Consider the following 14,462-nt stretch of genomic DNA (forward strand, 5'->3'; position numbering starts at 1 on the left):
GTCCGTGTCGTGTCCGTCAGCGGCGGCGCTTGGCCGCGCCCTTGCCGCCCTTTCGGGGCGGGGCCGGGATATCGCCGCCGCGCGGCGGCCTGGCATTGGGATGCGGGCGCGCGGTCGGCGTGCCGCCCTTGCGTGGGGTGTCCACCGATTCCGGCAGCACCAGTTTGAAGTCGATGCGGCGGTCCTCCACCGAGGCCCTGAGCACCTTCACCCGCACCGTGTCGCCGAGCGACCAGGCAAGGCCGCGGCGCTCGCCGGAGAGCGTCTTCCGGGTGGCATCGAAGTGGTAGTAATCGTGCGGCAGCATGGTCACGTGGACGAGCCCGTTCACCTTGCTCTCGGTGAGTTCCACGAACAGCCCGAAGCTGGTCACGCCGCTCACCACGCCGTCGAAATCGCTGCCGACGTGCTGCTCCATCCAGGCGCTGCGGTAGCGTTCGTCGACCTCGCGCTCGGCCTCGTCGGCGCGGCGCTCCTTCTCCGAGCAGGCGAGACAGAGCGCCCCCATCTCCTTTGCCGTGTAGGCGAAATCGGCGGCCGTGCCGCCGCCGAGGACATGCTTGATCGCGCGGTGCAGCAGCAGGTCGGGGTAGCGGCGGATCGGCGAGGTGAAGTGCCCGTAGCTCTCCAGCGCCAGGCCGAAGTGACCGATGTTGTCGATCGAGTACTGCGCGAGGCTCTGCGAGCGCAGCAGCACCGTCTCCAGCAGGGCGGCATCGGGGCGCTTGCGCACCTTGCGCAACAGGGCGGTGAAGTCCTTGGGCTGCACCTTCTCCCAGGGCGGCAGGCGCAGGCCGAATTCGGCGAGGAACTCGAGCAGCTCGGCGTACTTGCGCTCCGGCGGGCGGTCGTGGATGCGGAACGGCGCCGGGATCTTCCTGCGGATGACGAACTTCGCAGCCTCGACATTGGCCGCGATCATGCATTCCTCGATCAGCTTGTGGGCGTCGTTGCGCTCCAGCATGCCGGCCTGGATCACCTCGCCCTTGGCATCGAGGACGAAGCGCACCTCGCCGGACTCGAACTCGATCGCGCCGCGCTCGCGGCGGGCCTTGGCCAGCACCCGGTAGAGCTGGTGCAGGGCCTCGATCCGGGGCCGGAGCTCTCCCAGCTGCGCGATTGCCTCGGCATCGCCGTCGATGGCCTTGCCCACGGTGGTGTAGGTGAGCCTGGCATGCGAGCGCATCACCGCCTCATAGAAGCGCGAACGCGTCACCCGGCCGTCGAAGTCGATGCGCATGTCGCAGACGAAGCACAGCCGGTCGACCTTCGGATTGAGCGAGCAGATGCCGTTGCTGAGCGTTTCCGGCAGCATCGGCACCACGTAGCCCGGGAAGTACACCGAAGTGCCGCGCCGCACCGCCTCGGCATCGAGCGCCGTGCCCGGGCGCACGTAGGCCGAGACATCGGCGATGGCGACGATCAGCCGGAAGCCGCGGGCGTCGGCCTCGCACCACACCGCGTCATCGAAATCCTTGGCATCCTCGCCATCGATGGTGACGAGCGGCAGCGCGCGCAGGTCGGTGCGCGCCAGCGCCGCCTCGGGCGGCACCTCGAGCGGCACGGCCTCGGCCTCCTGCAGCACCTCGGGCGGGAACTCGTGCGGCAGGTCATGGGTGTGGATGGCGGCCTCCACCACCCGCGAGGCGGTGAGACGGTCGCCCAGCACCACCAAGATGCGGCCGAAGGGCGGCCGCCCCGGCTCCGGTGGCGCGGTGATCTCGGCCACCACCCGCTGCCCCTCCTTCGCCCCATGGCGGGCGAGCGGCGGAATCAGCACCTCGGAGAGGATGCGACGGTCGTCCGGCACCACGTAGCCGATGCCGGCGCGCTCCTCGAAGCGGCCCATCACCCGGGTGAGGCGGCGCTCCAGCACCTCGACGATCACGCCCTCGCGCCGCCCGCGGCGGTCGACGCCGGTGACGCTGCCGAGCACGCGGTCGCCGTGCATGGCCTTGCGCAGTTCGTTCGGCGGCAGGAACAGATCGTCGCTGCCGTCCTCGGGCTTGAGGAAGCCAAAACCATCGGGATTGGCCACCACCCGCCCCGGGATCAGGTCGAGCTGCTCGGCCGGGGCAAAGCCGCCGCGCCGGTTCAGGAGCAGCTGGCCATCGCGCACCATCGCCGCCAGCCGCTTGGAGAGCGCCTCGAAGCGGTCGGGAGCGGACAGTCCGAAGGCCGCGGCCAGGTCTTCCGCCGTCATCGGCCCGGGAGCGGCGCGCAGATGGGCGAGGATGGCCTCGCGGCTGACGATGGGATGCTCGTAGCGCCGGGCCTCGCGGCTGGCGAAGGGATCGGCCGGCGGCGTGGCCCCGGCCTGCCGGGGCGCTGGCGCATCGCGGCCAAAGGGATCGTAGCTGCGGGGGCGCTTCGTTCCCGGCGCGGAGGCGGGAGGTGGCATCCAGGGCGGCAGGCGGGAGGAGGCAGCTGCGGTCTTTCCGCCGGGCTTCCGGGCCGGGCCGCGGCCCGACGGTCCTTTCGACTTCTTCATCTGCGCAGCATACCCTGCGCCGCCCCGGGGCGTTGACATTGCGGCGGGCGATCCGTAATCTTCGCGGCCTTCCAGCGCGATTGCCGCGGAAGCACCTGCCCAGGTGGCGGAATTGGTAGACGCACTAGTTTCAGGTACTAGCGGGTAAAACCGTGGAGGTTCGAGTCCTCTCCTGGGCACCAACGAAGGCCGCATGATGCGGCCTTCAGCGTTTCTGGGCCCTGGCCCGGCACTGCGCGGGATCGCCTGCCCTTCCTCGCGCGCCCGCGCGCGGCCCGCCCCCTCCCCTGTTCAGCAGGCTCGCCTAAGGAAAAGGCCGGCACCCGAACGTGCCGGCCTTCCCGTTTGGCGTTGCCGGCCCACCGGCTCCGCCACCGATCCGTTGGAGAGGACGGATCAGCCGCCCCGCTTGGGCGACCATTCGAGCGAGAGGTTGATCTCCCGGCCACGCTTGAACTCGCGGATGTTGATGTCGCCCTGGCGGAACTCCACCGAGGGGTCGAGCAGATTGCGCAGGCGCAGGCGGGTCGACCACTCGGGGGCGAACTGCCACTTCCAGTTGAAGTCCAGCGACGGCGCCGGCTGCTCGTAGACGTCGGGCTGGGTATCGATGCCCACCTGGACGATGCGCTTGCCGCTGATGTTGAAGCTGAGCGCCGTCTCGTGGGTCCCCTCGGGGCTGCTGTAGCCGAGCTGCAGGTTGGCCACGTAGGGCGACTGGCCTTCCAGCGGGCGGTTCAGGCTGGTGCTGACGCCGGCGCGGGCCGGGTCGAGGCGGATCTCGGAGTCGATCCAGGAGTAGTTGGCGGCGATGAACCAGTTCGACATGTCCACGTCGCCGAACCAGCCGTCGGCCCAGCCCATGCGCTGGAAGTAGTCGATCTCGAGCCCCTGGTTGGTGGCCGACTCGGCATTGGCCAGGGTCTGCAGCAGCGAGCCGGTGGCCGGCAGCAGCAGCTTCTCGATCGGCTTGTCGAAGGTCTTGCGGAACAGGGCCACCGAGAGGCTCTCGTCGGCCGAGAAGTAGTACTCCCAGCGCAGGTCGAGATTGGTGATGCGGGCCGTCTGCAGGTCCGGGTTGCCGAAGGTGAGGATGTCGAGGATCGGATCGAGGAAGGGCGCGGGCGAGAGCTCGCGGAAGTCCGGGCGCGAGAGCGTGCGGCTCCAGCCGAAGCGCAGCTGCTGCTCGTCGTTGATCATCCAGGTGGCGCCGAAGCTCGGCAGCCAGGTGGCCTCGTCGAGCCGGCTGTCGATCTGCTGCCCAGCCTGCAGCACCGAGAAGGTGGAGACCGACTGCATGTTGCGCTCGCGGCGGGCACCGGCGTTGAGGCGGAAGCGGTCGTCGAAGGTCACGTCGACGCCGAGGCCCACGTAGTCGAGACGCTGGTCGGCCACGTAGTTGTCGGTGGCGGCGGTGATCTCCTGCAGCACGAAGCCGTTGGGGCCGATGTACTGGGGCTGCAGCATCTGCTCGAAGTTCGGCAGCGAGAGCACGAAGCGGCGCAGGTTCGGGTCGGTGAAGCGCAGGCCGAACTGGTAGCGGCGGATGTAGCTGTCGCGGTCGCGCAGGGTGCGGCCGGCAGAGAGGCTCACGGTGCCGAAGGCAGCGCCGTCGTTGAAGGCGAACGGCGCCTTGAAGCGCAGGTCGAGCGAACGCGAGTCGTCGTCGAGGTTGGCCCAGCTCTGCTGGTTGATGTCGCTGAAGGTGGAGAGCGAGCGGTTGCCGTCGTCGTCGAAGACGTAGAGGTACTCGCGGGTGTTCGGGGCGTAGCGGCGGGCCGTGGCATCGGTGTACTGCCACTCGAAATCGGCCATTTCCTCGAACCAGGGCAGGCGGTGGGTGCCGGCGAGCTGGTGGCTCAGCAGCGAGTTCTCCACCCATTCCAGCAGGTTGCGCTGCAGCGGCTGGGCGTCCACCACGCCGATCTGCTCGCGCACCTCGTTCTCGGTCTGGCGCAGCAGCATCGAGGTGAGGGCAAGGCGGTGGTCGGCCCCCAGCTCCAGGCCGAGGACACTGAAGCCGGAGACATCCACCTCGCGGGTGGTGCCGGTCAGCGCGGTTTCGTCGCGCACCAGAAGGCCCTGGGAGCTCGCCTGCAGGAAGCGGCGGGTTTCCTCGCGGGTATCCCAGCCCTGCGACCAGCGGAAGGAACCGAGCAGGCCGAGACGCACGTCGTCGGAGAGCTCGAAGCGCTGGCCGGCCGCGAGGCCCAGGCCCACGTCCGGCGCGATGTCGGCACGGCGCGGCTCGTAGTTGCTGCTGGCCGCCACCCGCTCGCCCACCTGCTCGATCTGGGTCGCGGTGAAGCCATTCGGATTGGCGAGCGTCTGCGGGGCGAAGAAGCCGCCGGCGCGGCGCACGCCGTCGAGGGTGGGATCGGGATTGCGCGCGCTGCGGTCGCGGCCGGTCCAGTCCCGCTTGCCGCCCTGCTCGCGCAGGCCTTCGCTGAAGGTGGTGCCCTGGGTGCCGCCGATGCTCGCCGTGGCCTTGAAGAAGGGCTCCAGCGGCACGGTACGGGTGCGCAGCTGGATGGTGCCGCCGCCGAACTCGCCTGGCATGTCGGCGGTATAGCTCTTCTGCACCACCACGCCCTCCAGTACCTCGGTGGGAAACAGGTCGAGCGGGATGACGCGGCGGGTGGGATCCGGCGAGGGGATCTGGGCGCCGTTGAGCAGCACCGAGGAATAGCGCTCGCCCAGGCCGCGCACGTAGACGAAGCGGCTGTTCACCAGGGTGAGGCCGGTGACGCGGCGCAGGGCCACGGCCGCATCGCTGTCGCCAGCGCGGCTGATCTGCTCGATGGAGAGCGTGTCGTCCACCGACACCGACATGCGCTTGAGATCGACGTAGGCGGCCTGGTCATCGGTGCGGAAGGCTTCCGCGCCCACCTCCACCGCGTCCAGCGTGGTGGCGCCGCGCTCGGCCTCGGCGGCCGCCTGGGCCGCGGCGGCGGCGCGCGCCTCCTCGGCGGCAAGATCGACGGTACGGGTGCCGGAGACCGAGCTCTTCAGGGTGTAAGCCGGGGCGCGGCCAGGCACGAACTGCAGGGCGATCTGCACCTGCTCGCCCTCGGCGAGGTCGAGTTCGATCGGCACCACGCGCTGGCCGTCGCGCACCTCCAGGGTCTGCGCCCCGGTGGTGACGGCGCCGCCGACCACGCCCTGGGCGGAAGTGACGCCGAGGACGCGGGCGCCGAGCTTCACTTCGACGCCGGCCGCGGGCTGGCCGGCGCGGTAGGCATACACCCAGACCTGGGCCGCGCCCCGGGGCTGCGCCTGCACCACCGCGCCGGTGGCCGGGGACTGCGCCTGCACCGGCGCGAGGGCCAGCTTGACGGCAACGGCGATCGAGGAAAGGGCAAGGGCGGTGGAGCGCTTCATCGCGGAGGTCCGGGTCGGGAATCCGCGAGAGTCTGTGGCGCTGCCGTTACAGCTTCATGGCAGCCGCCGCGAAACGGTCATCTTCCAGTCACGCGCCAGCGCCGGGCGCAGGAAGGCCCTCAATGGTGGGCGTGCTCGTCGCTTCCCTCGGCCTCCGCCGGGGTGCCGATGCGGAACTCGACCGCTACCTCGGCGCCGCTCTCGAAGACCAGCGTCACCGGCACCGTCTCGCCCTCGGCCCAGGAGCGCGAGACCCCGAAGAACATCAGGTGCCTGCCGCCGGGCTGGAAGGCCGCCATGCCGTCCACGGCCAGCGGCACGCCGCCCTCCACCGGGCGCATCTGCATCACGCCGTCCACCTCGACCATGTCGTGGATCTCGATCCGCTCCACGCCCTCGGCCCGCGCCCCCACCAGGGTCTCGGGCTGCGTGGTGTGGTTCATGAGGTGCATGTAGCCGGCGGCCACCGTGGCGCCGGGGGCCAGCGGGCGGCTCCAGGGCTGGTGTGCCATCAGGCCCACGTGGGCGGCGGCGTGGGCTTCGCCATGGGCATGGGCTTCCTGCCCCGCCGCCGGCGCGGCCGCCGCGGCATGGGCCTCGTGCGCGGCATCGCCTCCGGACCCGTGGCTGCCGGAGCAGGCGGCCAGCGACAGGGCGATGGCGGTGGCAAGGGCGGGGCCGTGGGTCGGGCGCATGCGGAAGACTCCGGGAACGGGGAGGTTCAAGTGTAGTCGAGGGGCTGGGCCTTGCCGCGGAACACCCGGTAGGCGAAGGCGGTGTAGCCGATGATCACCGGCAGCACCACGCAGGCGCCGACGAAGATGATCATCAGCGACTCGGGCGCGGCCGCCGCGTCCCATACCGTGAGGCGGTCCACCACGAGGTAGGGAAAGAGGCTGTAGGCAAGCCCGTAGAAGGCCAGCACGAAGATGCCGATGGCCCCGGCGAACGGCACCCAGGCGCCGTATTCATTGCCTTCGGCCAGCCTGAGCGGCAGACGGCGCAGGCTGCGGTCGACCACGAAGAACAGCACCGCGGTGGCGAGCGGCACCGGCGAGAGCAGCACCACCCAGGGCAGCGAGAACCACTTGTCGAAGATGCGCTCGGAGAGCAGCGGCGTGGCCAGCGAGACGGCGGCGATGCCGAGCGCGGTGAGCCAGAGGCTGCCGCGGGCCCAGCGCACCGCCTGCTGCTGCAGCGCGCCCTCGGTCTTGATGATGAGCCAGCCGGCGCCGAGCAGCGCGTAGCCCGCCACCAGGCAGACCGCGATCAGGGCGCCGAAAGCCATCGCCCCAGCACTGCGCTCGAAGCCCATGATGAGCAGGCCGAGCATGTAGCCCTGGGCGAGGGTGGCGATCAGCGAGCCTGCGTAGAAGGCGCGGTTCCAGGCCGCCTTGTGCTCGGCCCGGGCCTTCACCCGGAAGTCGAAGGCCACGCCGCGCAGGATCAGGCCGAGCAGCATCAGCGCCACCGGCAGGTAGAGCGCCTGCAGGATCACCCCGTGGGCCAGCGGGAAGGCCACCAGCAGCACGCCCACGCCCAGCACCAGCCAGGTCTCGTTGGCGTCCCAGAAAGGACCGATGGCGGCCACCATGCGGTCCTTGTCGGCATCGGCGGCGCGGCGCATCAGCACGCCCACGCCGAGGTCGTAGCCATCCAGGACGACGTAGGCCAGCATGGCAAGCCCCATCACCACGGTGAAGGCCACCGGCAGCCAGCCAGCCGGGGTGGACAGTTCGGGGATGGCCGCGGGAGCGGCCAGGGCCGGCATGGCGGCAGCCCCGGCCAGCAGGGCGAGGAAGGTAGCGATCGATCGGGACATGGCGGTCTCCTTCAGGCGCTGGGCTGGGGCTGGGCATAGGGCAGCACGGCCGGTCCCTCGGCCTCGGGCGTCTCCTTGCGGCTCCCCGCCTTGCGCGCCATGTAGAAGACCACGCTGACATAGGCCGCCAGCAGCACGGCATACAGCGCGAGGTAGCCGAAAAGGGTAAGGCCGATCATCGGCGCCGGCACCGCGCTCGCCGCCTCGGCGGTGGTGAGCACGCCCTGCACCAGCCAGGGCTGGCGACCGATCTCGGTGGTGTACCAGCCGGCCAGCACCGCGCCCCAGCCCGAGAAGCTCATGGCCACCAGGGCGCGGGAGAGCCAGGGCGTGGGTTCGCCGCGCCGCTTCAGCACCCAGGCACCCCAGGCGCCTACCAGCAGCATGGCGACCCCCAGCCCCACCATGATGCGGAAGGCCCAGAACACCGGCGCCACCGGCGGATGCCGGCCTTCGAACTCGTTGAGTCCCTTCAATTCGCCGTCGGGATCGTGGGTGAGGATGAGCGAGGCGAGCCGCGGCACCTCGATGGCGAGGTGGGTGGTACGGGTGGCCTCGTCGGGGAAGCCGAACAGCACCAGGGGTACGCCGCGCTCGGTCTCCCAGATCGCCTCGATGGCGGCGATCTTCTGCGGCTGGTGCTTCAGCGTATTGAGGCCATGCAGGTCGCCCAGCACGATCTGCACCGGGATCAGCAGCGCGCCCATGAACACGCCGGTACGCATGGCCGCCAGCACCCCGGCGCCACGGTCGCCGCGCAGCCAGCGGTAGGCCGAGAGGCCGGCCATCAGGAAGGCCACGGTGAGGAAGGAGGCCAGCAGCATGTGGCTGAAACGCCAGGGCATGGAGGGGTTGAACACGATGGCCCACCAGTCGGTGGCGTGCGCCACGCCCTCGCGCAGCTCGAAGCCGGCCGGTGTGTGCATCCAGGAGTTCAGCACCAGGATCCAGAACGCCGACATGGTGGTGCCGAAGGCGACGAGGAAGGTGGCAAGGGTATGGATGCGGTTGCCCACCCGCTTGAAGCCGAACAGCATGATCCCGAGGAAGGTGGCCTCGAGGAAGAAGGCCGTGAGCACCTCGTAAGCCAGCAGCGGCCCGGCGATGTTGCCCACCCGCTCCATGAAGCCCGGCCAGTTGGTGCCGAACTGGAAACTCATGGTGATGCCGGAGACCACGCCGAGGGCGAAGGACAGCGCGAACACCTTCACCCAGAAGCCGTAGGCGTCCATCCACTTCGCATCGCCGGTCTTCGTGAAGCGCCACTTGAAGAACAGCAGCACCCACCCGAGGGCGATGGTGATGGTGGGGAAGAGGATGTGGAAGCTGACATTGGCGGCGAACTGGATGCGCGCCAGCAGCAGGGGATCGAGCGACTCAAGCATGGCTCTTGGCTCCAAGGAAACGGTCACGGGCATCGAGCAGCTTCCCCACCTTCTTGCCGAGCCGCATCAGCTCGACCAGGCGTTCGCGGTCCATCGCCCGCACCTCCTCGAACCAGCCCGTGGTGAGTTCGATGAGGTCGTGCATCTCGCGCATGCGGTCCTGCGCATGCTGCTCGGCAGGATCGCCGGGGGTTTCCATCAGCGCATCGCGCAGCATCGACAGCGTGGGGTCGACCTCGCGTTTGCGCCGCTCCTCGGCCAGGGTCTGGAAGATCGTCCACACGTCCTCGGGAGCCGAGAAATAGTCGCGGCGGTCACCCGGCAGGTGCTGCAGGCGCACCAGCCGCCAGCTCTGCAGCTCTTTCAGGCCCATGCTGACGTTGGAGCGCGAGAAGCCGAGGCTTTCCGCGATCTCGTCGGCATTCAGGGCCCGCGGACTCACGAACAGCAGGGCGTAGATCTGCCCCACCGTGCGGTTGATGCCCCAGCGGCTGCCCATCTCGCCGAAGTGGAGCACGAAACGTTGAACCAGAGGTGGCAGCATGGAGGTTCCGTTATTTCAGGATTTCCTGAAATTATAGGCATCCCAATGCGTCCGGGGTGAAGACCGGCAGGGCCGGTGAGGGACCGTTAAACTTCGCGGTCCCCTGATGTCGAAGCCCTCCATGCGCCTGCTGCCCCTGTCGATCGCCCTCGGCCTCTCGCTCGCCGCCCTGCCCGCCCTGGCCCAGCGCGGCCGTACCCCGCCCCCGCCGCCGGCCCCGACCGCCTGCACCGATTTCCACGCCTTCACCAACCGCGCCTGGCTGCAGGCCAACCCGGCCAGCGCCGCCCAGCCCGAGCGCAGCCGCCTCGGCCTGCTCGCCAGCGAGGCCCAGCAAAGGCAGCAGGCTCTGTTCGATGCGGCACAGCGCGCTCCGGCCACGCCGGAAGAGGCCCTGCTCGGCGCCTTCTGGGCCGCCGGCCTCGACGAGGCCGGCCTCGACCGCCGCGGCCCCGAGGCCCTGCGCGAGGCCCTGGCGCCGCTGTCCCAGTTCCGCCGTCCGCGCGACCTGCCGCAGGTGGCCGCGGCCTTCCACCGCAAGGGCCTGTTCCCGCTGGCCGAGTTCGTGCGCCTGGAAGACAGCCAGGGCAGCGGCCGGCCGCTGGCCGCGGTGCCGGCCCCGCTCGGTCTGGTCGATCCGGCCTTCTATCTCAGCACCGAGGCCGAGGCGCGCCGCCTGCTCGGCCAGTACCGCAGCTATGTGGAAGCCCTGCTGCGTGCCTCCGGCCTGCCGGAAGCCGAGATCGGCCCGGCCTCCGAGGCCGTGCTGCAGATCGAGACCCAGCTCGCCCAGGCGCTGGCCGGCGAAGGCCCGGACGCCCGCAGCAGCGATTCGCTGCGTGCCCAGGACCGCCGCTATGTCGCGCTCGGCTTCGCCGCCCTGATGAAGGCGCTGAACGCCAGCACCGACACCCTGGTGGTGGTGAGCCCGGCCTATTTCGCCACCCTCTCGCGCCTCGCCGGCGAGCGTGACCCGCAGCGCCTGCGCTGGTACCTGCGCTACCGCGTGCTGCACCGCCTGGCCCCCGACCTGCACGCTCCGTTCCGCAACGCCCATGCCGCGTTCTTTGCCAGCGCCCTGCGCGGCCTGCCCGCGGCTCCGGCGCGCGAGGAGCACATGGCCACCCTGCTGCGCCGCAATCTGGGCGGCCTCAACGATGCCGCCTACATCGGCCGCTATGCCCCGGCCCCGCTGCGCGAGCGTGCCACCCGGGTGGCCGAGGGCGTGCGCGCTGCCGCCATCGAGATGGTGGCCAAGGCCGGCAGCCCGGAGGAGGCCCGCAAGCTGGAGGCGATCCGCTTCGACATCGCCGGCTCGGCCACGCCGGGCTTCGATGGCGAGGGCCTGGCGTTCAGCCGCGACGATCACGTGGGCAACCTGCTGCGGCTCTCGCGCTGGCAGGAGGCCCGGGTGCTGGCCAACCGCCCCACGCCGGTCGATCCCCTGCCGGCGCGCCTGCCGGCAGTGCAGTGGCTTCCGGCCCAGGGCCTGCTGGCGGTCTCGGCCGCCGCCCTCGCCCCGCCCCTGCTGGCCGGCAACGATGCCAGCCCGGGGCCGCGCGACTTCGGCGCCTTCGGCGCCCTCGTCGGCCACGAGCTCGCCAAGCGCCTCGAGCCCGGCAGCCGCGGCGCCGGCCTAGGACCGCTGTACAACGGTTTCATGGCCACGCCGGCCCTGCGCGTGGACGGCAACCGTACCCTGCCGATGAACCGCGCCGATCTCGCCGGCCTCGAGTTCGCCTGGGCCGCCTTCCAGAAGGCGCAGCCGCAGGCCGATGCCGAGGCGAAGAAGGCCTTCTTCAGCGCCTGGGCCGAGCTCTGGGCGAAATCACAGACCCCGGAGGCCCTGGCCGCCGAGGTGCAGGGCTCGCCCTACGCTCCGGCCGCGTTCCGGGTGAATGGCCCGCTGGCGCAGTTCCCGCCCTTCGCCGAGGCCTTCGGCTGCCGCCCGGGCCAGCCGATGCGCGCCGCCAATCCGATCGGAGTGTGGCGCTGATGCCGCTGGTTCCCGGCCAACGCTGGTTCTCCTCGGCCGAGCCGGAGCTCGGCCTCGGCACCGTGCTGCGCATCGCCGGCCGCAGCGTGCAGATCGTGTTCACCGCCTCCGGTACCGTGCGCCAATACTCGCTGGAGGCCGCGCCGCTGGTGCGGGCGGTGTTCCGCGCCGGCGACCGCGTGCGCATCGACGGCCGGGAACTCACCATCGAGGCCGTCGAGGAGCGCGACGGCCTCGTCTGGTACCGCGCCGGCAGCGAGACCTTCATGGAAGGCCAGCTCGATGCCGAGCAGCCGGTCTCCAAGGCCGACCAGCGGCTGATCAGCGGGCGCATCGACCGCAACGACCAGTTCGAGCGCCGCGTGCGGGCCCTGGAACTGCGCGCCCGCGCCCGCCGCCACCCCGGCTGGGGCATCCTCGGCGCGCGCATCGACCTCATCCCGCACCAGCTTCGTGTCATCGAGACCGCCGCCGCGCGCCGCACCCCGCGCCTGCTGCTGGCCGACGAGGTGGGCCTTGGCAAGACCATCGAGGCCTGCGCCATCGCCGCCCAGCAGATCGCCAGCGGCCGCGCCAGGCGCGTGCTGGTGCTGACGCCCGAGAGCCTGGTGAACCAGTGGTTCGTCGAACTGCTGCGGCGCTTCAACCTGCCCTTCGCCATCTACGACGAGGAGCGCTGCGAGGCGCTCGAGATGAACGAGCCCTCGCGCAACCCGTTCGAGGACGAGCAGTTCGTGCTGGCCTCGGTGGACTGGCTCACCGAGCACGACAAGCGCATGAAGCAGGTGGTGCAGGCCGGCTGGGACCTGCTGCTGGTGGACGAGGCCCACCACCTGATCTGGACGCCGGAGTTCGAGAGCCCCGGCTACACCCTGGTGGCGGCGCTGGCGAAGCGCGTGCCCGGCCTGCTGCTGCTCACCGCCACCCCGGAACAGCTCGGGCGCGGCGGCCACTTCGCCCGCCTGCGCCTGCTCGACCCGGCGCGCTACACCGACCTTGCCGCCTTCCTCGCCGAATCCGAACGCTTCGTGGCGCTCTCGGCGCTGGCCGAGCGGCTGGAGGCCGGCGAGACCACGGCCGCCGACCTCGAGACCCTGCGCGGCCTGTTCGCGGCCGAGCGCCCCTGGCTCGATGCCACCCTCGCCGCCATCGATGCCGGCGACACCGCCGCCCGCGAGGCCCTGCTCGATGCCCTGGTCGACCGCCACGGCACCGGCCGGGTGATGGTGCGCAACCGCCGCGCCGCGGTGGGCGGCTTCCCGCGCCGCATCGCCCACATCGATCTTCTGCCCGCCAGCGACGACCCGGAGCTGCTCGGCCGGCTGCGCGCCGAGTTCGCCTTCGAGGTCGGCGACCTCGACGAGGAGCCCACCCACGACTACACCCGCGACCCGCGCCTCGACTGGCTGCTTTCCACCCTGGAATCGCTGGGCAGCGAGAAAGTGCTGGTGCTGTGCCGCTCGCGGGCCAAGGTGCAGGCGCTGGAAGAGGCCCTGCGCCTGCGCTGGGGCCACCCGGTGGCGCGCTTCCACGAGGACATGAACCTGCTGCAGCGCGATCGCAACGCCGCCTTCTTCGCCGACCCGGAGGGCGCGCGGGTGCTGATCGCCTCCGAGGTGGGCGCCGAGGGCCGCAACTTCCAGTTCGCCCAGCACCTCGTGCTCTGGGACCTGCCCCTGCACCCCGACATGCTGGAGCAGCGCATCGGCCGCCTCGACCGCATCGGCCAGCCCGGCGACGTGCACCTGCATGCCGCCGCCGTGGCCGGCAGCGCGCAGGAGGTGCTGCTGCGCTGGTACCACGAGGGCCTCGATGCCTTCCGCAGCGTGGTGCCCGATGGCCGCGAGCTGCTGCGCCGCCACGTCGACGAACTGGTGGCGCTGGCGGAAGCCGATGCTGCCGGCCGCGAACCGGCCGTGGAAGCCCTGCTCGCCGCCACCCGCCAGGCCCATGCCGAGCTCTCCGAGCAGATCGCCCGCGGCCGCGACCGCCTGCTGGAGCGCGCCAGCCAGCGCGCCGATGCCGACGAGCTCGCCGCCGCCCTGGCCGGCGACGATGCCGACCTCGCCTCCCGCGAGGCCATGCTGGAACTGCTGGAGGCCTTCGGCATCCAGAACGAGCCGCTCGCCGACGAGCGCTTCCTGCTCGATCCGGAATACCTCACGGTGGACGGCTTCGAGGAACTGAAGGCCGGGCCGCGCGAAGCCACCTTCGACCGCCGCCTCGCGCTTTCCCGCGACGACCTGCTCTACCTGCGCGCCGACCACCCGATGGTGCTGGGCGCGCAGGACCTGCTGCTCGGCAGCGAAACCGGCAATGCCTGCCTGCTGATCGACGAGACCCTGCCGCCCCGCACCGCCCTGCTGGAGGCGGTGTACGTGCTGGAGTGCATCGCCGATGCCGCGCTCAACATCGCCCGCTTCCTGCCGCCGATGCCGCTGCGCGCGGTGGTCGACACCCGGCTGCAGCGCCGTCATGGCTTCGAGCCCGACGCCGATTCGCGGGCCAGGGCTGGCGACCGCCAGTTCGACCTCTCGCCGATGCGCAAGGTGCTGAACAGCCTGGTGCCGCCGATGCTGGGGGCCTGCGAGACCGCGGTGCGCCGCGATGCCGCGGCGATCATCGCCGAGGCCGCCGAGGCCGCCGACCGCCGGCTCTCGGCCGAGATCGCGCGCCTCGAGGCCCTGGCCGCGGTGAATCCGGCGGTCGGCGAAGCCGAGATAGCGGCGCTGAAGGCGGAACGCGAGGCCATCCTCGCCGCCCTGCCCGGCGCGCGTCCGCGGCTGGACGCGGTGCGCCTCGTCACCAGCCCCGACTTCCTGCTGCTGCGGCGCTGAGACGAT

General features: G+C 71.1%; 8 protein-coding genes and 1 tRNA gene. 3 read left to right on the forward strand and 6 right to left on the reverse strand.

Annotation, left to right across the window (positions count from 1 at the left end; genetic code table 11):
* Positions 1 to 16 precede the first annotated feature (16 nt).
* Positions 17 to 2,491, reverse strand: a complete 2,475-nt coding sequence (gene rnr, locus G408_RS12730) for a ribonuclease R (protein ID WP_425423331.1) — start codon at positions 2,489 to 2,491, stop codon at positions 17 to 19.
* A gap of 97 nt (positions 2,492 to 2,588) precedes the next feature.
* Here rnr and G408_RS0102225 point away from each other — a divergent pair.
* A tRNA-Leu gene (locus G408_RS0102225) sits at positions 2,589 to 2,673 on the forward strand.
* Between the two features lie 214 nt (positions 2,674 to 2,887).
* On the opposite strand, the gene G408_RS0102230 is transcribed toward G408_RS0102225, so the two are convergent.
* From G408_RS0102230 to G408_RS0102250, 5 genes are all read right to left on the reverse strand, one after another.
* A complete protein-coding gene (locus G408_RS0102230) occupies positions 2,888 to 5,872 on the reverse strand; it encodes a TonB-dependent receptor domain-containing protein (RefSeq protein ID WP_028769760.1) in 2,985 nt (994 codons plus the stop codon).
* A gap of 119 nt (positions 5,873 to 5,991) precedes the next feature.
* A complete protein-coding gene (locus G408_RS12735; protein ID WP_051282513.1) occupies positions 5,992 to 6,567 on the reverse strand; it encodes a copper chaperone PCu(A)C in 576 nt (191 codons plus the stop codon).
* Positions 6,568 to 6,593: 26 nt separating this feature from the next.
* A complete protein-coding gene (locus G408_RS0102240) occupies positions 6,594 to 7,694 on the reverse strand; it encodes a cytochrome d ubiquinol oxidase subunit II (RefSeq protein WP_211226632.1) in 1,101 nt (366 codons plus the stop codon).
* An 11-nt stretch (positions 7,695 to 7,705) separates the two neighbouring features.
* Positions 7,706 to 9,079: a cytochrome ubiquinol oxidase subunit I gene (locus tag G408_RS0102245; RefSeq protein ID WP_028769762.1), complete on the reverse strand. Its 1,374-nt coding sequence runs from the start codon at positions 9,077 to 9,079 to the stop codon at positions 7,706 to 7,708.
* A complete protein-coding gene (locus G408_RS0102250; RefSeq protein ID WP_028769763.1) occupies positions 9,072 to 9,623 on the reverse strand; it encodes a GbsR/MarR family transcriptional regulator in 552 nt (183 codons plus the stop codon). The genes G408_RS0102245 and G408_RS0102250 overlap by 8 nt, the downstream gene beginning before the upstream one ends.
* A gap of 106 nt (positions 9,624 to 9,729) precedes the next feature.
* Here G408_RS0102250 and G408_RS0102255 point away from each other — a divergent pair, with 106 nt between their 5' ends.
* Both G408_RS0102255 and rapA read left to right on the forward strand, forming a co-directional pair.
* Positions 9,730 to 11,619, forward strand: a complete 1,890-nt coding sequence (locus tag G408_RS0102255; RefSeq protein WP_028769764.1) for a M13-type metalloendopeptidase — start codon at positions 9,730 to 9,732, stop codon at positions 11,617 to 11,619.
* Complete coding sequence (gene rapA / locus G408_RS0102260; protein WP_028769765.1) at positions 11,619 to 14,456, forward strand: RNA polymerase-associated protein RapA; 2,838 nt, start codon at positions 11,619 to 11,621, stop codon at positions 14,454 to 14,456. The genes G408_RS0102255 and rapA overlap by 1 nt, the downstream gene beginning before the upstream one ends.
* Positions 14,457 to 14,462 lie beyond the last annotated feature (6 nt).

This window comes from Silanimonas lenta DSM 16282 (assembly GCF_000429065.1).
GTDB lineage: Bacteria > Pseudomonadota > Gammaproteobacteria > Xanthomonadales > Xanthomonadaceae > Silanimonas > Silanimonas lenta.